Origin of the sequence: Mesorhizobium sp. M0601 (genome assembly GCF_040320845.1) — a bacterium.
In the GTDB taxonomy this organism is placed as follows: domain Bacteria; phylum Pseudomonadota; class Alphaproteobacteria; order Rhizobiales; family Rhizobiaceae; genus Mesorhizobium.
The window spans coordinates 91,865-110,895 of the sequence record NZ_JAMYQK010000016.1 but is presented as its reverse complement, the minus strand read 5'-3'; the positions used below and the strand labels follow the sequence as shown (position 1 = coordinate 110,895).

The 19,031-nt window shown below is 64.0% G+C and carries 15 protein-coding genes; 6 read left to right on the top strand and 9 right to left on the bottom strand.

Going from position 1 to position 19,031, the window contains the following annotated elements; genetic code table 11:
* Position 1: 1 nt before the first annotated feature.
* The 4 genes from NKI41_RS16890 to NKI41_RS16875 form a co-directional block, all read right to left on the bottom strand.
* Positions 2 to 1,525, bottom strand: a complete 1,524-nt coding sequence (locus NKI41_RS16890) for a malonate--CoA ligase (protein ID WP_352684088.1) — start codon at positions 1,523 to 1,525, stop codon at positions 2 to 4.
* Positions 1,526 to 1,565: 40 nt separating this feature from the next.
* Complete coding sequence (rpe, locus tag NKI41_RS16885; RefSeq protein ID WP_352684086.1) at positions 1,566 to 2,243, bottom strand: ribulose-phosphate 3-epimerase; 678 nt, start codon at positions 2,241 to 2,243, stop codon at positions 1,566 to 1,568.
* A 220-nt stretch (positions 2,244 to 2,463) separates the two neighbouring features.
* Positions 2,464 to 6,249 carry a DUF7929 domain-containing protein gene (locus tag NKI41_RS16880; protein ID WP_352684084.1) on the bottom strand — a complete coding sequence of 1,262 codons (3,786 nt, stop codon included), beginning with the start codon at positions 6,247 to 6,249 and terminating at the stop codon, positions 2,464 to 2,466.
* Between the two features lie 10 nt (positions 6,250 to 6,259).
* Positions 6,260 to 8,221 (bottom strand): hypothetical protein, encoded by a 1,962-nt coding sequence (locus NKI41_RS16875; protein WP_352684082.1) that lies wholly within the window; start codon positions 8,219 to 8,221, stop codon positions 6,260 to 6,262.
* 570 nt (positions 8,222 to 8,791) lie between these two features.
* On the opposite strand from NKI41_RS16875, the gene dnaK reads away from it, so the two are divergent.
* The 6 genes from dnaK to NKI41_RS16845 all read left to right on the top strand — a co-directional run bounded on the left by dnaK (position 8,792) and on the right by NKI41_RS16845 (position 14,457).
* Positions 8,792 to 10,708: a molecular chaperone DnaK gene (gene dnaK / locus NKI41_RS16870; RefSeq protein WP_023679851.1), complete on the top strand. Its 1,917-nt coding sequence runs from the start codon at positions 8,792 to 8,794 to the stop codon at positions 10,706 to 10,708.
* A 213-nt stretch (positions 10,709 to 10,921) separates the two neighbouring features.
* Positions 10,922 to 12,052 carry a molecular chaperone DnaJ gene (gene dnaJ / locus NKI41_RS16865; protein WP_023679852.1) on the top strand — a complete coding sequence of 377 codons (1,131 nt, stop codon included), beginning with the start codon at positions 10,922 to 10,924 and terminating at the stop codon, positions 12,050 to 12,052.
* A gap of 117 nt (positions 12,053 to 12,169) precedes the next feature.
* The gene (pmtA, locus tag NKI41_RS16860; protein ID WP_023679853.1) at positions 12,170 to 12,775 is read left to right on the top strand and encodes a phospholipid N-methyltransferase PmtA; all 606 of its coding nucleotides are present in this window, start codon (positions 12,170 to 12,172) and stop codon (positions 12,773 to 12,775) included.
* Positions 12,776 to 12,835: 60 nt separating this feature from the next.
* On the top strand, positions 12,836 to 13,432 hold the full coding sequence (locus NKI41_RS16855) for an NADPH-dependent FMN reductase (RefSeq protein ID WP_352472807.1): 597 nt from the start codon (positions 12,836 to 12,838) through the stop codon (positions 13,430 to 13,432).
* Positions 13,429 to 14,142, top strand: coding sequence for an orotidine-5'-phosphate decarboxylase (gene pyrF, locus NKI41_RS16850; RefSeq protein WP_352684079.1), 714 nt, complete (start codon positions 13,429 to 13,431; stop codon positions 14,140 to 14,142). The genes NKI41_RS16855 and pyrF overlap by 4 nt, the downstream gene beginning before the upstream one ends.
* Positions 14,143 to 14,169: 27 nt before the next feature.
* Positions 14,170 to 14,457, top strand: a complete 288-nt coding sequence (locus tag NKI41_RS16845) for a DUF1330 domain-containing protein (RefSeq protein ID WP_023679856.1) — start codon at positions 14,170 to 14,172, stop codon at positions 14,455 to 14,457.
* Here NKI41_RS16845 and NKI41_RS16840 read toward each other — a convergent pair.
* From NKI41_RS16840 to NKI41_RS16820, 5 genes are all read right to left on the bottom strand, one after another.
* A complete protein-coding gene (locus tag NKI41_RS16840; protein ID WP_352684077.1) occupies positions 14,454 to 15,512 on the bottom strand; it encodes a D-alanine--D-alanine ligase family protein in 1,059 nt (352 codons plus the stop codon). The genes NKI41_RS16845 and NKI41_RS16840 overlap by 4 nt on opposite strands.
* 214 nt (positions 15,513 to 15,726) lie before the next feature.
* The gene (locus tag NKI41_RS16835; RefSeq protein WP_352684075.1) at positions 15,727 to 16,608 is read right to left on the bottom strand and encodes an SMP-30/gluconolactonase/LRE family protein; all 882 of its coding nucleotides are present in this window, start codon (positions 16,606 to 16,608) and stop codon (positions 15,727 to 15,729) included.
* Complete coding sequence (locus NKI41_RS16830; protein WP_023679860.1) at positions 16,608 to 17,246, bottom strand: 2-dehydro-3-deoxy-6-phosphogalactonate aldolase; 639 nt, start codon at positions 17,244 to 17,246, stop codon at positions 16,608 to 16,610. The genes NKI41_RS16835 and NKI41_RS16830 overlap by 1 nt, the downstream gene beginning before the upstream one ends.
* Positions 17,243 to 18,193: a 2-dehydro-3-deoxygalactonokinase gene (locus NKI41_RS16825; protein WP_502901214.1), complete on the bottom strand. Its 951-nt coding sequence runs from the start codon at positions 18,191 to 18,193 to the stop codon at positions 17,243 to 17,245. The genes NKI41_RS16830 and NKI41_RS16825 overlap by 4 nt, the downstream gene beginning before the upstream one ends.
* On the bottom strand, positions 18,193 to 18,960 hold the full coding sequence (locus tag NKI41_RS16820) for an SDR family NAD(P)-dependent oxidoreductase (RefSeq protein ID WP_352684071.1): 768 nt from the start codon (positions 18,958 to 18,960) through the stop codon (positions 18,193 to 18,195). Before NKI41_RS16820 ends, NKI41_RS16825 begins: the two co-directional genes overlap by 1 nt.
* Positions 18,961 to 19,031 lie beyond the last annotated feature (71 nt).

The following is a 19,031-nucleotide window of genomic DNA, read 5'->3' as shown; positions in this document are numbered from 1 at the left end:
GTTAGCCGGCTTTGGACGTATAGAGGTCCTTGTAGGCTTCGCGCAGCAGGTTCTTCTGCACCTTGCCCATCGTGTTGCGCGGCAGTTCGTCGACGAAGATCACCCGTTTCGGATGCTTGTACCTGGCGAGGTGCCCGGCGATGGCCTCGACGATCCCCGCGGCGCTGATGGTCGAGCCCGGCGCCCTCACCACGACAGCGGTGACGCCTTCGCCGAAATCCGGATGGGCAACGCCGATGACAGCGCTTTCGGCGACGCCAGGCAGCGCGTCGATCTCGCTCTCGACTTCCTTTGGATAGATATTGTAGCCGCCGGAAATGATCAGGTCCTTGCCGCGGCCGACGATGTGGACATAGCCGTCGGCATCGATCAGTCCGAGATCGCCGGTGATGAAGAAACCGTCGTCACGGAACTCCGCTTTGGTCTTTTCCGGCATGCGCCAGTAGCCGCAAAAGACATTGGGACCCCTCACCTCGATCATGCCGACATCGCCCTTGGCAAGTGTTTCGCCGCTCTCGGGGTCGGTGATGCGCAGGGAGACGCCGGGCAGGGGAAACCCGACCGTGCCGGCACGCCGCTCGCCATCATAAGGATTCGACGTGTTCATGTTGGTCTCGGTCATGCCGTAGCGCTCGAGGATGGCGTGGCCGGTGCGCTCTCGCCAGGCTCTGTGCGTCTCGGCCAAAAGCGGCGCCGAGCCGGAAATGAACAGGCGGATGTTTTTCGCCGCTTGCCGGTTCAAACCGTCCTGCTGCAGCAGGCGGACGTAGAATGTCGGCACGCCCATCAGCACGGTGGCGCGCGGCAGCAGCGAGACGATGCGGGCTGGGTCGAATTTGGTTTCGAACAGCATCGAGGCGCCGGCCATCAGGACGACATTGGTGGCGACGAAAAGGCCATGCGTGTGGAAAACCGGCAGCGCGTGAATCAGCACGTCTGCGGCAGTGAAGCGCCAGAGGTCGACCAGCACCCGCGCATTCGAGGCGAGGTTTTCGTGGCTGAGCATGGCGCCTTTCGAACGGCCGGTGGTGCCGGATGTGTAGAGGATCGCAGCAAGGTCGTCCGGTCCGCGCGCCACGTCGTGGAAGTCCATGGCCGCCTCAGAGGCGCGATCGGTCAACGAACCCTCGCCCTTGTTGCCGAGTGTCGCGATCGCAGCGCCCGAGGCCTGCGCCAAAGCGCCGATCTCGGTCACTCGCGCCGGGTCGCAGACGATCAGTCGTGGCTCGGCATCCCTGAAGAAATAGTCGAGCTCGGTCAGCGTATAGGCGGTGTTGAGCGGCAGGAAGATCGCGCCGGCACGCAGACAGGCGAGATAGAGGAAAATGGCCTCCGGGCTCTTCTCGACCTGAACGGCGACGCGGTCGCCGGCTTCGACGCCCAGCTGCGACAGCACATGTGCCAGTTGAGCGGAGCGCGCCAGCATTTCGCCATAGCTGATCGACCGCCCGTCCTCTGCCTCCATCAAAAGGCGTCCGGGCGTGGGCATCCGGGCACGGAAAGCATCGAACAGATGGTTGCTCAAAAGTCCCCCCGAGCGGCTGTCTCCGGCCGAACGGCGGCGGTCAGCCGGCCGCCTTGTCCGCCGCTGCCCTGATTGCCTCGATGTTTGCCCGATAGGCTGCGACGCTGCCGCCCTTGAAAATGGCCGCACCGGCGACCAGCACGCTGGCGCCGGCGGCGGTGACCAGGGGCGCAGTTTCCGGCGAAATGCCGCCGTCGATCTCGATCCGGATCGGCCTGTCACCGATCAGCGCCTTCACCCGCTTCACCTTGTCTACGACCGCCGGAATGAAGGCCTGACCGCCGAAGCCCGGATTGACCGTCATGATCAGGATCAGATCGAGCCGGTCGAGCACGTATTCGATCATCGTCTCCGGTGTCGCCGGGTTGAGCGACACACCGGCCTTCTTGCCCAGGTTTTTGATCGTCTGCAGCGAGCGGTCGAGATGCGGCCCGGCTTCGGCGTGCACCGTGATGCCGTCGCAGCCGGCCTCGGCGAAGGCGGCCAGATAGGGGTCAGCCGGGGCGATCATCAGATGGCAGTCGAAGAAGGCCTTGGTGCGGTTGCGGATCGCCTTGATCACCGGCGGCCCGAAGGTGATGTTGGGGACGAAATGCCCGTCCATGACGTCGAGATGGATCCAGTCGGCGCCGGCGGCCGCCACCGCCTCGACCTCGTCGCCGAGCTTCGAGAAATCGGAAGCCAGCACCGATGGCGCGATCAGGGTTTTTTTGCTCATGACGCGGTCTTCCCGAACGCCTCGGTTTACGGCCCCTCTGTATCGCCTGCCTAGACCATGAGTCGAGTCCGGAAAGTGGAAGCCGGTTTGTCCTTCCGCTGATGCCACGGCTTCAGGTTTTCGCTGCTCTTTCATCTGCCAGCCAAAGAAAAACCCGCCGGATCGCTCCGGCGGGGTTTTCTTGATCGAATGATCACCGTTTTGAAGTTCGCGTGCGATCCTATTGCTCGAGCTGCGGCTTGCGCCTTGGCAGCTGCTGAAGAACATCTGGATTCAGCAGCAGGCTCGGTTTGCGGATCGGCTGGCACTGGCCATTAATCGGCCGCGCGCCCGGTGCGCACTCCAGCCGCGGTTTGCGGCAGGCGCCGTCGCGCAGCTCTGTCCCACGCGGGCAGACGCAGACGCCACGCTTGTTGTGGATCTGACCAGGTATCGAGCACTCCACCACAACAGGCTTCTTGCGCCTGCAGGCATTGCCTTGCACTTCCGTGCCTTTTGGGCAGACGCAATCGCCTCCGGCGTCGTGGATCTGGCCGCGGATGGTGCACTGCTCCGGCTTCGGCTGGATTGGCCGGCAGACATTGCCCCTGACTTCCGTACCCCGCGGGCAGACGCAATCGCCAGCGGCGTTATGGATCTGGCCCCGAATGGTGCACTGCTCGGGTTTCGGCTGGATTGGCCGGCAGACATTGCCCCTGACTTCCGTGCCCCGCGGGCAGACGCAATCGCCTGCGGCGTTATGGATCTGGCCCCGAATGGTGCACTGCTCGGGTTTCGGCTGGATTGGCCGGCAGGCATTGCCTTTGACTTCGGTGCCCCGCGGGCAGACGCAATCGCCGGCAGCGTCGTGGATCTGGCCACGGATGGTGCACTGCTCGGGCTGCGGCTTGCTGCCCACGCAAGCGCCGTTCTCCAGCTCGGTTCCGCGCGGACAGACGCAGCGTCCGTCTTCGGTACGGATCTGGCCTTTGAGCAGAACGCAAGGTTTTGGCTTCGGCACGATGACCGTGCCGCCCCCGGACGAGCATTGGCCATTGCGGAAGGTCGTGCCGGGCGGGCAGACGCAGTTGCCGGCGTCGTTCATGACGAAGCCTTGCGAGCATTCCTTCTTCACCTCATTCCTGATGGTGAAGGGATGGCAGGCATAGGCCTTGCCGCGATCACCCTGCACGTCGGCCGCACCGCGGGACAGCACGTCGCCACCGCCTTGCACCGGCGTGTTCTGGGACAGCACGCCGACACAGTTCTGGCCGTTGACAGTGCCCTGCAGATTGGCCAGACGGCCATCGTCCGGAATGATCACGGTCACCGTGTGCACGTGGCTTTCCCCGGCGCCGAGCGTCAGTTGGGCGATGCAGGACAGAGGCAAGATTGCCGGCTCCGGCGAGCAGCCGAAGGGCGGATCGATCGAGGTGATCGCAACGCCTTCCAGCCGGCCGAGGCCTTCGACGCCGATCGCATCGCCGAGGCGAACCGGACCGGAGAAGGCGCTCGCGCCATCGTTCGTGATGGTGATCTCGAACGAGCAGGGCTGGCCGGGCTTGCACTCGGCATCACCGGTCTTCTCGACGCGGATGGTCGAGGCGCCGCTGCCCTTGGCGCAGGCCTGGCCGATCGGATAGACGATGTCGTCTCCCGGAGCCGGGCCGTAGGAGCCGCGTGCGCAGTTCTCGAATTCGCCGTTCGCGGCAACCGTCACGTCGAAATGGCGGCTGGTTCCAGGCGTCATGACGGCGCCGGGAATCTGGCACGACAGCGCATTGGCCGGAACCGGTCCGCAAGTCCATTCCGCGCCGTCTGGGGTGACGGTCTGGATCTGGACCGGCGCTCCGCTGGCTATCAGCGTCGCGGCATCGTTGACCCGTACCGGACCGGTCGGGGCAGTGGTGCCGAGGCTGATGACGGTAATGCGGCAGGAAACGACCGCAGCACCGGCCAGCGAACCATTGCACACCTTGGTGATGCGCAGGGCCGGCTGGCCGCCATTCGGATGACGGATGCGTTCCTTGGCGCAGGCCCTGTTGTTGGTGATGTCGTTCTCACCGGGAATAGCCTTCACCTCGGCGCAGTTCTCGACACTGTCGGGCCGGTAGTTGGCCGGCATCACCGCCCTGACGAAGATCGGCGTCGAGGCGCCAGGCAACAGCACGATGCCGGCATTGTCGCAGCGGAACTGGCCGGGGCCGTTCGGTCCGCATGTCCATGGCGGCGTCGGGCCGAAGGTCGAGGATGCCGGCGCGCCGCCCGGATAGGTATCGACGACCGTCAGCGGCCCATTATAGGGGACGCTGCCATTGTTGATTATGTCGACCACGAAGGTGCAGACGCCATCGGCCGAACAGAATTCGGTGCGGGCGCGCTTCTTCAGGATCAGGTCGACCTTCTTCTCCACCGGCGGCCGGCAGTCGCGGCCACGATCGCCACGCCGGCAGACCGGGATCGAAGCACAGCCGCGATCGTTTTGCTGGCTGCCGAAAAGCGGCTTGCCGCTGGCGCCGTAATTGTAAGTGGCGCAGTTGCGCAAGACGCTGCCTCGCCAGCCTGCGGCCGGCTTGAAGCCAAGCTTGAGGTCGACAGAGGCACCCGGATTGAGCGTGGTCACCGGATGAGTGCAAATCATCGGGGTGGTTCCAGGCGCGCAGACCCAAGGCGGGTTCGGCCCTGAATCGAGGGTGGAGCCGGCCGGCAGGGTGACTTCGTTGAGCACGATCTTGCCGTGGTAGGGTGCATCGCCGACATTGGTGACCCTGATGGTGAAGTCGCAGCCGCCGCCCATCGTGCAACGTTGCACGTCGGCGCGCTTTTCGACTTTCAGATCCGGTTCCTTGTCCTTCGGTGGGCAGCGCTGATCACGCGGGATGACGATATCGACAGTTTGCGTACAGCACAGGTCCCAGCCCTCCCTCGGGCCGGCATAGGTTTCGATACCGGTGACGATGATGTGGATGACGTCGCCGGGTGAAGCGCCGACGATCTTCCAATTGAGCACACCGCCGCCGGCCGGCACCAATTGCGTGTCGGGAATGATGGTGATGCCGGGTGTCGTCGTCGAAAGCTGCACCCATTTGCCAGCCATCTCCGGGCCGACCGGCATGTGGTAGATGAAGGCGCCGCCGCCGGGCACGCAATCGACCGTGCCGCGCTCCACCTTGAAGCATTCCTTGCCGGGAGGTGGAGGCGGCGGGTTGCACCTGGTGACGTCGATCTTGATCGACGCCTTTGCACCCGTGAGATAATTGCCGTCGTCCGGCTTGCCCGGATCCTGCGACAGGATTTCGATGCCGGCGCCGCGTTCGCGGCTGACCTTGACCACGCCCTGGTTGTGAACGGTCGTCGGCGACGGAAACGCCGCATGGTCAATCTTGGCGGTGATCTGGAACGTGACGACGCGCTCGTTCGCAGCGCCGATGCCGTCGAGATCGCTGGCGGAAATCCGGAAATCGGGTACCGTCGCGGTATCGTCCGGTGTAGCCGAACTGCTGATCGCAGCAGCGGGCAGCGGTCCGCCGGACGCATTGGTGCCGTCGCCGGTCACATGCACGCCGACGATGCGCAGGCCGTGCGGGAGCTGGTCCCTGAAATCGAGCCTGACCTTTTTCAGCATGGCGGCGAGGTCCGGGCTGGCAAAACCCTGCGGATTGCCGCGCAAGCCAAAGCTCAGCGAGTATACGACATAGTCGCAGCCTCTCTGGGTGCCTTTCTTGGTGAAGAAGGGCACGATCCGGCCCGGCTCCGGATTGACGATGCGAGGATTGTCGAAATCGAGCCTGGGATCTGGAACGGCAGTGTAGATGCCCGCATCGGCAGGCTTGGTCTTGGCCGGAGCAAGGTCTTCAGCGAAGCCTTGCAGCGGACTCAGCATGGCGACCGCGATACCGGCCGCCATCAGCCAGCGCACACCGCGCCTGGCGAGTGACAGGGGTTTCACGATGGTCTCCATGACGAATGATTGTTTGCCGGTTGACTGGCTGCTTGTCGCAGGCGGGAAAAATGCGAGATTGCTCATCTTCCCCTCCTCACGGTTCGCAGCTGACGGCTGGGGTTCTGAGCGGCAAGGTCATCTTGCAGCAAGGATAGTAGCCACCCTTGTCGCTATCGGACTGCCTGTAGAAGCAGAGCCCGACATCGACCGTATCGCCAGGGTAATGGCCGGTGATGCCGATCGTGTATGGCGCGCCGGGCGCATGCGACAGAGGTGAAGTCACCCCAACGCCAGGCGTCCTGGACAGAGCCTTGATCGAATCGCCGCCAAAGCCGGCATGGTCATGGAGATAGAGATCGGCCTCGAGGCCGGAGGGCGTGCAGAAATACCTGACATCCTCGACATCAAGGCAAGGAGGCAGATTGCCGGGGGGCGGAAAGTCCGGCGGATAGAACGGTGGCAGATAGCCGCCCGGCACCTGCTCGTAATAGCCGGCACGGCCTTCGCAGGGGCGCCAGACCTCGACGTCGCCGACATGGCCTTCGACTTCCGGGTCTTCGAAATAATTGTCGAAGTCGACGAACCACGAGCCAAAAGGCGGCATGTTGGCCGGCTTGACCAGTGCCGTCGGCGTGATTTGCACGCCGTGCACGGCGAGTGGCCCGCCGGCTGCGAGTTGTTCGGCAAGCTCCGGGTTGTCGCGCAACTTGTCGCCGGTATCGACCAGCGTGTCGGTGCAGACGCCGGTATCGAGATTGCCTTCGGCATCGTAGCCATATTGCAGGTCGAGGCCGCCGGCCGACTGTCGGTTGTCTTGCGGGAAGCCGACCGCATATTCCTGCGGCACTTCCACCCAGGCCGATTCCGTCGCCGGATCGTCCGGATTTTCGCGCCAGTAGCGGATGACCTGACCCTTGCCGGAATCGGCGAACTGGCTGTAGTCGTAGCGGTTCTCCACCGGGCCGCGCTGGGCCAGGTACATGAAGCCTTCGTTGTCGAAGGCGATGTCGGTGACCGCGTAATCCTTGTCGGCCTTGACCGTCAGTTCCCAGCGCGGGTCGCCGGCGAAACTGCCGTCGCCGGCAACGCCTACCGACCAGATCTCCGCCTTATCACCGACCGAATAATAGAGCCGGTCGCCACGATAGGCGACCGACCAGACGCGGCGCTCGTCCTGCGTGTAGCCCCAGCTGTCGGGGTCCTCGCTGTCGAAGGCAGCACCCTGGATGTCAATCACCGAGCCGTCGTCGGCAAGGGCGGCAAGCCCGTGCGCCGGGCGGCCGGCTATGCCGTGGTCGAACGTGTCGAACAGCGCGCCATTGGCGTCGATGCGGTGGATGAGGCCGGTGTCGAGATCGCTGGCGAAGAACTGGCGGTGGATATTGTCAAAAGTGACGTCGCCGATGCCGGGACCGCTATTGGTGTCGATATCGGCGAATTTCGAGACGGCGCCGGTAACGCCGTCGATCTTCCAGATCGTTCCGGGGCCGCCGCCGTTTTCGGTGCCGAACTGGCCGTCCATGAAGACAGCGTCAGCCGTGCCGCGGCGCTGCCGCTCCGGCCGGCCGTCGGCGTCGCCGTCTGGCGTGACTATGCGGATGCCGTGCAGCGACGTGGCGCCGGCATAGAGGTTTGGAATGGCCGATGGGACGCCGTCGCGCACGCCGTCGTCGTAGGTGATGCCGAACACCTGGCCGATTTGCCCGGCTGTGACCTCGAACGGTGGCGGGGTGAAGACCAATTGGCCAGACGCCGGCCCGCCCAGCCTTGAGACGTCGAAGATGCGCAAGGTCGCGCGCGCCGTGTCGATGAAGGTTTCGTCGACGGGATCGACGCCTGGCGGCAGGCCTTCCTCGAAATTGGGGATGATGGTGCCGGAAAATCCGGTCATTGCCATCGAGCCGGGATAGATGATCCGGGTTTCCTGAGCCTGGGCCGAGCCACCGAGCCAGAGCCCAGCGGCGAGCGCCAGGATCGACAATCCGCTGGCAGCCTCGATGGCGCGGCGCAAACGGCCGGCACGAGAGCGCACGAACGCGCCGTGGTCGCAAGACATGGATCTCCCCCCACAGGTCATGGGAGAAACATCCGGTCCCGGCGCGCAAATCAGGGCAAGGCGCGGCGTTCCGGCACGTTCATCCCTGATCGAATTGTCTGCTTTCCTCAACGTCACGATACGCCTGGGTCCGCGCAGGGTCAACGGAACCGGCGAAAAGCCCAGCGCATCGACCCGGTCCCGAAGGCGATGGTCGCGCTGAGTTCCTGCTGTTCCCGGAGACCATGGAGCCTCTGGATCTGTGGTCATGGGGCTTTCCTTTCCGGGGCCGCACCACGCGGCACCTGAGCATCAGTCGCGGGGCGAGGCGGAAAGGTTCATGGGCCGGGGGCCGGCCCGGCTGGATCACCGCCGAAAATACGGGCCTGCCGGTCCCGAATCCGATCAACCGCGATGAATGGTGAACGCCTTGCGCAGAATGCTTGCGCGCCACGCAGCCTGTTCTTATATACGCGCCAAGCCGTCCAGCGCCGAATGCCGGTTGCCGGAGCGGAATTTCTTGTGAACAGGGGCTTTCGTCGGAACGCCTGTACGGGTCCTGAGAGCCTGCTTAGCGGAGAGATTAGAGAAATGGCAAAAGTAATCGGTATCGATCTGGGAACAACCAACTCCTGTGTCGCCATCATGGACGGCAAGGAATCCAAGGTGATCGAGAATGCGGAAGGCGCCCGCACGACCCCTTCCATCGTCGCCATCAACAGCGACGGCGAGCGCCTCGTCGGCCAGCCGGCCAAGCGCCAGGCGGTTACCAATCCTGAGAACACCATTTTCGCGGTCAAGCGCCTGATCGGCCGCCGCTACGACGATCCGGTGACGGAGAAGGACAAGAAGCTTGTCCCCTACAAGATCGTCAAGGGCGACAATGGCGACGCCTGGGTCGAGGCCGGCGGCAAGAAGCAGTCGCCTAGCCAGATCTCGGCGATGATCCTGCAGAAGATGAAGGAAACGGCGGAGGCCTATCTCGGCGAGAAGGTCGAGAAGGCAGTCATCACCGTTCCGGCCTATTTCAACGACGCCCAGCGCCAGGCGACCAAGGATGCCGGCAAGATCGCCGGCCTCGAAGTGCTGCGCATCATCAACGAGCCGACGGCGGCAGCACTTGCCTATGGACTGGACAAGAAGGAAGGCAAGACGATTGCCGTCTATGACCTTGGCGGCGGCACGTTCGATATTTCGGTGCTCGAAATCGGCGACGGCGTGTTCGAGGTGAAGTCGACCAATGGCGACACCTTCCTCGGCGGCGAGGATTTCGACATGCGTCTGGTCGAATATCTGGCGGCCGAGTTCAAGAAGGAACAGGGCATCGACCTGCGGAACGACAAGCTCGCCCTTCAGCGCCTCAAGGAAGCGGCTGAAAAGGCCAAGATCGAGCTGTCGTCCACCACGCAGACCGAAATCAACCTGCCCTTCATCACCGCCGATGCCACCGGCCCCAAGCACCTGACGCTGAAGCTGACGCGGGCGAAGTTCGAGAGCCTGGTCGAGGATCTCGTCCAGCGCACGATCGATCCTTGCAAGGCGGCGCTCAAGGATGCCGGCCTGAAGGCCGGCGAAATCGACGAAGTCGTCCTGGTCGGCGGCATGACCCGTATGCCCAAGATCCAGGAGATCGTGAAGCAGTTCTTCGGCAAGGAGCCGCACAAGGGCGTCAACCCGGATGAGGTCGTCGCGTTGGGCGCCGCTATCCAGGCCGGCGTGCTGCAGGGCGACGTCAAGGACGTGCTGCTGCTCGACGTGACGCCGTTGTCGCTCGGCATCGAGACGCTGGGCGGCGTATTCACGCGGCTGATCGAACGCAACACGACGATTCCGACAAAGAAGAGCCAGGTGTTCTCCACGGCCGAGGATTCGCAGTCGGCGGTGACCATCCGCGTCTTCCAGGGCGAGCGTGAAATGGCCGCCGACAACAAGGCGCTCGGCCAGTTCGATCTGGTCGGCATCCCGCCTGCGCCGCGCGGCGTGCCGCAGATCGAGGTCACCTTCGACATCGACGCCAACGGCATCGTCAACGTCTCGGCCAAGGACAAGGGCACCGGCAAGGAGCACCAGATCCGCATCCAGGCGTCCGGCGGCCTTTCGGACGCCGACATCGAGAAGATGGTCAAGGACGCCGAGGCCAATGCCGAAGCCGACAAGAAGCGGCGCGCGCTGGTCGAGGCCCGCAACCAGGCCGAGGCGCTGGTGCATTCCTCGGAGAAGTCTCTGAAGGAATACGGCGAGAAGGTTTCCGAGGCCGACCGCACGGCGATTGCCGATGCGATCGCGGCGCTGAAGACCGCTGCCGAAGGCGACGATGTGACCGAGATCGAGGCCAAGACGCAGACGCTCGCCGAAGTCTCGATGAAGCTCGGCCAGGCCATGTACGAGGCTTCGCAGAAGGAAGCCGCCGAGGCCGACGCCAAGGCTGATGCCGCCAAGGACAGTGACGTCGTCGATGCCGACTTCGAGGAAATCGACGAAGACGACGAGAAGAAGAAGTCGGCCTGAACCGCCTGACGGTACAGGTAAGGGAAAAAGCCCGGCGCACAGCCGGGCTTTTTTGCAACCCTTTGCCGGAAAAACGCTGCGCTGCCCGAAAAAATGCGGACAAAGCCTCGTAGACACTGGCATCGCGCCTCCATCACACCTAAATCGGAACAGCGTGCCGGCAAACGACGCAACGATGCTTCAAGACGTTGACTATCCGGACTGCGGGAAAACATGAAAGCTGATTTTTACGAAACGCTAGGCGTGCAAAAGGGCGCCGACGAGAAGGAGCTCAAGAGCGCTTTTCGCAAGCTCGCCATGCAGTTCCATCCCGACCGCAACCCAGGCGACCATGCCTGCGAGCACAAGTTCAAGGAAATCAACGAAGCCTACGAGACACTGAAGGACCCGCAGAAGCGCGCCGCCTATGATCGCTTCGGCCACGCCGCCTTCGAGCACGGCGGCATGAATGGCGGGGCGCAAGGCTTTGGCGCCGGCGGCTTCGCCGACATTTTCGAAGACATTTTCGGCGACATGATGGGCGGGCGCCAGCGCCGCTCGTCCGGCGGCCGCGAGCGCGGCGCCGACCTGCGCTACAATATGGAAATTACGCTGGAAGAGGCATTTTCCGGCAAGACCGCGCAGATTCGGGTGCCAGCCTCGATTTCCTGCTCGGAATGCTCGGGCAGCGGCGCCAAGCCTGGCACCCAGCCCGTCACCTGCTCGATGTGCAACGGCCACGGCAAGGTGCGCGCCACGCAAGGCTTCTTCTCGATCGAGCGCACCTGCCCGCAATGCCAGGGGCGCGGCCAGACCATCAAGGATCCGTGCCCGAAATGCGCCGGCCAGGGCCGTGTCACCGAGGAGCGCTCGCTGTCGGTAAACATCCCTGCCGGCATCGAGGATGGTACCCGCATCCGGCTGGCCAATGAGGGCGAGGCCGGCCTGCGCGGCGGCCCGTCGGGCGATCTCTACATCTTCCTCGCGGTCAAGCCGCACGAATTCTTCCAGCGCGACGGGGCCGATCTTTATTGCAAGGTGCCGATCTCGATGACGACGGCAGCGCTTGGCGGCTCGTTCGAGGTGACGACACTGGACGGTACCCAGACGAAGGTGAAGGTGCCGGAAGGCACCCAGAACGGTCGCCAGTTCCGCCTCAAGGGCAAGGGCATGCCTGTGCTGCGCCAGCCCAATATCGGCGACCTCTACATCCAGACCGTGGTTGAGACGCCGCAGAACCTTTCGCGCCGTCAGCGCGAATTGCTGGAGGAATTCGAGCAGCTTTCCTCAAAGGACAATTCGCCTCAGTCGAGCGGATTTTTCGCCCGCATGAAAGACTTTTTCGAAACGTTCGGCGAGCACTGAAGCTGATCCCTGGAAAACGCTTCCCGAGCGTCATCAACACCTTATCCGGGGATTCGCCTTGTCTTGCACCTCGTAACTGCTAAGTAGCATGCGAGGGAGCGTTGAGGAGGACTTTCAATGACGCGTAGTCCCGGACTGCGAAAGACGCTGGCGGAAAAGTTCGACGACGAGCTGAAGTTCTTCAAGGGCTGGATCGACAAGCCGAAGGCGGTCGGTTCGATCGTCCCGACCAGTTCCATCACCGCTGGCAAGATGGCCTCGATCGTCGATCCGACATCCGGCCTGCCGGTGCTCGAGGTCGGACCCGGTACAGGCGTCATCACACGCGCCATCCTCGCCCAGGGCATTAAGCCTGAGAATCTCTACGCGGTCGAATATTCCACTGATTTCGTGCGCCATCTGCGCCAGCTTTATCCAGGCGTCAACGTCATCGAGGGCGACGCCTTCAATCTCGACGCGACGCTCGGCGACAAGCGCGACCTGATCTTCGATTCTGTGATATCGGGCGTGCCGCTGCTCAATTTCCCTGTCGCCCAGCGCATCGCCTATGTCGAGAGCCTGCTCGACCGTATCCCGGCGGGCCGGCCGATCGTGCAGCTGACTTACGGGCCGCTGTCGCCGATCCCGCCGGGCCGCGGCGACTATACGGTCGAGCATTTCCATTTCGTCATCCGCAACATTCCGCCGACGCAGCTTTGGATCTACCGACGCGGGGCCGCATGAATTGAAACGTTGGGTTTGAATAGCACTTGTCTTATACCCATCGGGTGACAAGGCAGACCCATGGCTGTGATCCCGAAAATTCTCGTCGTCGCCGGTTCGGTGCGCAGCGGCGCCTATAGCGGCAGGACCGCCGACGTGGCACAGAAGGAACTTGCCATGCAGGGCGCCGAGGTGACCCGCATCTCGCTCGCCGACTATCCGCTGCCGATCCTCGACCAGGATTTGGAAAAGGAAGAAGGCATTCCCGACAATGCTTTCAAGCTCGGCCGGATGATCGCCGCCCATGACGGGCTGCTGGTCGCGACGCCCGAATATAACGGCTCCATTCCACCGTTGCTCAAGAACAGCATCGACTGGGTGAGCCAGCTGCGCAAGGATGGCGGCCGGACGTTCAGGCCACTTGCCGGCAAGGTCGCCGGCCTCTGCTCGTCTTCCAACGGACCCTTCGGCGGGATACGCTGCATCAACCATCTGCGCGCCGTTCTGGTACGCTGCCGGATGGAGGTGGTGACACCGGAATGCTCGGTGCCGGAGGGCGGCTACGCCTTCGACGACGAGGGCAAGTTCAGGGACGAGAGACTACGCCAATCGATGGAGCACCTATGCCGAACGCTGATCGAAACCTCGCGCATGCTGTCGACGCGGATCGAGGCATGATCCCGGACGCCGCGCATGCCGACACGATGCAGGAAAGGCTGATCGTCGGCCTCGACCTGCCGACGCTGAAGCAAGCCGAGAAAGCGGTGCGCGAGCTCGACGGGATCGTCTCCTTCTACAAGATCGGTTACCAGCTCGCGTTTGCCGGCGGGCTCGACTTCGCCCGCGAGCTGGCCAGCGGCGGCACCAGGATCTTTCTCGACATGAAGCTGCTCGACATCGACAACACCGTGGCCAAGGGGGTCGAAAACATCGCCAGGATGGGCATGAGCATGCTGACGATCCATGCCTATCCGAAGACGATGAAGGCGGCGGTCGAGGCTGCCAGGGGCAGCGACCTTTGCCTACTCGGGGTCACCGTGCTGACCTCGATGGACGAGCAGGACGTGATCGACGCCGGCTATGAGTATGATCCGCATACACTGGTGCTGAGGCGCTCCGAGCAGGCGCTGCATGCCGGCATGGGCGGCATCGTCTGCTCGGCCGAGGAAGCTGAGGCGGTGCGCCGCATCGTCGGCCCCGACCTGGCGGTCGTGACGCCGGGAATCCGGCCGAAGGGCAGCGACCATGGCGACCAGAAACGCGTGGTGACGCCGGCGCAGGCGATCCGCAACGGCTCCAGCCACCTCGTCGTCGGCCGGCCGATCGTCGGTGCGGCCGACAGGCGGGCGGCGGCGGAAGCGATCCTCGATGAAATGCGCTCGGCCTGAGGGCAGGAATTAACCCGGAGAAAAGCCATGCCCAAGGGATACTGGATCGCTCGCGTCGATGTACGCGATGCGGAAGGCTACAAGGACTATGTCGCAGCTGCCAAACCGGCCTTCGACCGCTTCGGCGCCAAGTTCCTGGCGCGCGGCGGCGCGCATGAGAAGGCCGAGGGGCCGGGCCGCGACCGCAACGTGATCATCGAGTTTCCGTCGCTTGCGGCGGCGCATGACTGCTACCACTCGCCCGAATACCAGCGCGCCGTCGCGATCCGCCAGAAGGTGGCCGAGGGCGAAATCGTGTTGGTCGAGGGGATTTAGGCGAGAAGCCGGTTCGCCGCTGCCTCCGCCATCGCATCGGCGAGGCTCAAGCCCCATTGCTGGCGACAGTAATCGCGGAAATCGAAGCAGGGCAGGCCGGGGCAGACCTCGAACTCGATGAGGTGGACGCTGTCGTCGGCTTCGACCCGGAAATCGATGGAAAACACATCCCGCAGGCCAAGCCCGACCATCAGGCGTTCGGCGATGCGACGGATTCTTGCATCGGCTTCAGGCTGGCTGCCGGCGACCGGCAGCAGCACCGGCTCGGTATATTTTCCCGCAGCTTTCGCCGCTGCGCCGGCATCGCCGTAAAGCGCCAGGCTGTCCTGCATGGTCTGGAAGTCGCCGCCCGAATCGACAAAGGCGATGCCCAGCGCCTCGACGCCGGTATCCGGCCTCAATCCGAGAAAACTGGCGCGCGCGTTGCGGCCGGCGACATAGGGCTGGACGACGACATCGTCGCGATAGGCGGCGAAGACGCGCCGGCTAAGCTCCAGCGCGTGGCCGAGATCGTGGCAGTGCGAATCCGGCCAGATGCCGATCTTGGCGCCGAGCCGGTTCGGCTTGACGAACCAGCCGCCGGGCGAGGCCGGTGGCGCGACCAGCCAGGCGCCGTCACGGGCAAGGCCCGCCCGCGGCACCGGCAGGCCAAGCGCGCCGAGCACGGCGCCGGACCGGAACTTGTCCTGACAGAGCGCGAACGACGCATCGTCGGCGCCGATCGCCTTCAGCCCATTCAGCCGTGCCAGAGCTGGTGCGGCGCCGCCGCGGAAATAGGCAATGCCGTCGGTCAGCGTCCAGACAAGCGTGGTCTTCGGGTCCTCGCCGGCGAGAACGCTTGCAGCATCGTCGAGCGCCAGCGGTACGAACGACAGGCCGCGCGTCTGGCAAGCGGCGGCAAGTGCGTCGAATTCAGCAGCGATGTCGGTCGATTGCGCCAGATAGGAGGCGATTTCGGCGGCACGCTCCGGCACGTGGTTATCGGCGACCAGCCGATCGAAGCAAGCCTTTTCCGGCTCGTAGACAAGGATCAGCTTCGGCTCGCGGCTTGACATGATCGAAACGATTTCCCGGCAGCACGATTGCCTAAAGCAATTCCAGGAAAAGTGTGAAACGGTTTTCCGTCCGGAATTGCGTCAAAACAAAGAGATAGAGCGGTTCAGCATTCCCGCGAAACGATGAACCGTTCTAGCATCGCGCGGCGAATGCATTCGGCTTTCGCGGAACCGACGTCAGCTGGACGCCTGCACGACAATGCTAGACATGGGTCTAGCCAATCAGCACGCGTGGCTCGAAGCGACCATTGACTGGAATGTCGAGCATGAATGTCATGCCGGCTTGCGGGTCGAGCAGGCGCTGCTTCTCGCTTTTGCCCGACCAGGCGGAGGTGACCGCCAGCCGGTCGGCATTCCTGCCGACGAAAGCCGGACAGGACGGCTGCGTCGCCGGCATCGCCACCGAACGGACGAGCTTGCCGTCGGGTCCATAGGCTTCGACGACGCTGCCGCCCCAGCAGGCGTTCCACAATATGCCGTCACGGTCGAGCACCGAACCATCGATATAGCCCTTGGTCGAACGGTGGTCGACGAAGACCTTCGGTTCGCCAACCGGCAGGCCGGTCGCCGGATCGCAGCCGACGCGCATCAACAGCCCGGTGCTGGTGTCGGTGTAATAGGCAATGGTCCCATCCTCGGAAAAGCAGATCGAGTTGGGCACAGTAATGTCGGCATAAAGCCGGCGCAGCTCGCCCTTGAAGAACCAGTAGATCGAACCGGCACCCTTCTCCTCGCCCTTGCCCATGGTGCCGACCCACAGCGCGCCGCAAGGGTGAACGCGTGAATCGTTCGAGCGGGTGACCGCATTGTCGGCCTCGATCGGCGTGTGCAGCGTCAGCTTGCCGGTCGCGACGTCGCGGACATGCAGGCCGGTCTCGGTGGCGATCAACTGGCGCCGGTCGTCGACGATGGCGACGGCGCTGGCCATCTGACCGAGCTCGTGGATCTTGACCGCACCGCCCGACAGGCGCTGTTCGAGGAGCTGGCCATTGACGATGTCGAACCAGTAGAGCGTGTCGGTGGCAGGGTCATAGCTTGGTCCCTCGCCGAGTTGGCAGACATGGTCGGAAAAAACCGAAACAATGGTCTCGCTCATCATGCCACTCCAAACGCCGCGTCCCAGGCCTGAACTGCGGCTTTCGCCCGTGCTGCCACTTCGTCGACGCTCATGCCCGGCTTGAACAGGCTGGAGCCAAGACCGAAGACGCTGACGCCCGCTGCCTTGTAGCCGGCAAAATCCTTGTCCGAAACGCCGCCGACCGCGCCGACCAGCACACTGGCCGGCAGCACCGCGCGCATCGCCGAAATGCCTGCCGCGCCAAGCACGCTCGCCGGGAAGAATTTCAATGCCGAGGCACCGAGCCGGATTGCTTGAAATGCCTCGGTCGGCGTGAACACGCCGGGCATCGTCACCATGCCGTAGTGCATGGCCCGGCCCATGACCTCGGCATCGATATTGGGGCTGACCAGCAGCCGCCCGCCGGCCTTGTGCAGGCCGTCGACATCGGCGGCGCTGAGCACCGTGCCGGCACCGACCAAGGCTGTTGGAGGAAGCGCTCCGACAATGCTGGCGATGGAGGCGTAAGGATCGGGCGAGTTGAGCGGCACCTCGATCGCTTCGATACCGGCGCCGAAGATCGCCTGGCCGATTGCCACCGCCTCGCTTGGCTTGAGGCCACGCAGGATGGCGACCAGACCCCGCTCGAGCTTTGGAAAAGGTGCGGTTTCGGTCATGCGGCAACTCCATTTCCAGCGATCATGCCATTTTCGCGCGCGGCTTCAGCAAGACCGGCACGCACCGCCTCGTCGGCGTCGACCACCCTGACCGCGAGCCCGGCAAGGCCGAGCGCCTCGGCATAGAGCTTGCCGAGTGCGCCCGACGCGATCAGCACGACGGGCACGGCACTCGCCCCATAACGGCGATTTGCCGAAGCGATCTCGCCGCCGATCAGCAGGCCGGACAGGCACGCGGCGGCATCCTCGGGCTTCAGATCCTGCAGCAGGCTGGCGGCGCGGATCGAGAACAGTCTTGAACCGATGTCACCGCCTTCGGCCAACGGCTTCAGGCACCACTCCCGGAAAAATGGATTTTCGGCGGCAACCGGCTTCGGCGGCTCGCCCAGCGAATGGCGCAGGATCGAGTGCGCGGCCAGCACCGAAAACAGCTCGCCGGTCGGCCAGGTGCCGAAACCGGCAACAGAGCCGTCCTCGACCAGCACCCATTTCGAATGGGTGCCGGGCATGCAGACGAGGTGGCGTCCCTTTGCCGGTAAACCGGCGCCGGCAAGCTGGGTTTCCTCGCCGCGCATGACGTCAGGTGCATCGGCGAGGCGTTGGGCAAGGCCAGGCACGATGCGGATGTCGCGGCGCTGGCCGGGAATGCGGGCAGCGCCGGCGAGAATAGCGCCGATCGGCGCCGGCACGCTGACATAGGGTGCCTCCAGCCAGCCCTGGCGCGAACCGGCCATGCCGCAAATGATGACCGGCAGCGCCTCGGCTGCGCCCAAGGCAGCCAGATGCCCTTCGAGAATGGACGAAAATCCTTTAGCTTGGGCGGTGATCAGCCCGTCATCGCCGCGCCGCTCGGCGAGAACCTTGCCGGCGCCGTCGAGCAACCAGACCCTCATGCGGGTGGTGCCCCAGTCGACGGCCGCGACGGAAGCTGCCTTGCTCGATGAGATCACAGGAACCCCCCATCGACGATCAGCATCTGCGCGGTCAGCATGCGTGAGGCATCCGACGCCAGGAACAGCACAGTGCCGACAATGTCTTCCGGCTGCATCACCTCTTTGATGCACTGTTTGGCGACATGAGCGGCGAGCGCTTCTTCGGTGACCCAGAGCTTTCTCTGCCGCTCGGTGATCACCCAGCCGGGCGCGATCGCGTTGACACGGATGCCGTCGACGCCGAGCTTGCCGGCAAGACCCTTGGTGAGACCGACGATGCCGGCCTTGGCGGCGGTGTAGGCCGGCATATCGGGATGGTTGATGAGAAACGACGTCGAGGTGAAGTTGATGATCGAGCCGCCGCCGGCCCGCTTCATGCCCGGCGCCACCGCCTGTGCGCTGAAGAAATGCGGGCGCAGGTTGATGGCATGGTTGTTGTCCCAGAACTCCACCGTGACGTCTTCGACGGCATGACGCTCATCCTGCGCGGCATTGTTGATCAGCACGGTCACGTCGCCATGCGCCTTGGCGGCTTTAGCCGCCGATAGCCGCAACGCCTCGATGTCGCGTATGTCGGTCTTGAGATAAAGCGGCCGCCGGCCCAGCTCCTTCTCTAACCGATCGGCCAGCGCCAGGCTCGCACGGTCGGCAATATCGATGAAGGCGACGTTTGCCCCCTGGCGGACAAAACCTTCGGTCAAGGCAGCACCAATGCCGGAGCCGCCGCCGGTGATCAGCACCGAAGCGCCTTCGAGGTCGGCAAAGCGTGCCGATGGCATCATGAAATTCTCTCCCGGTCCAATGATCTCGGTCGGCCGGCGCGCATCCTATCCAGCCGTGTCGGGCGGGCAAG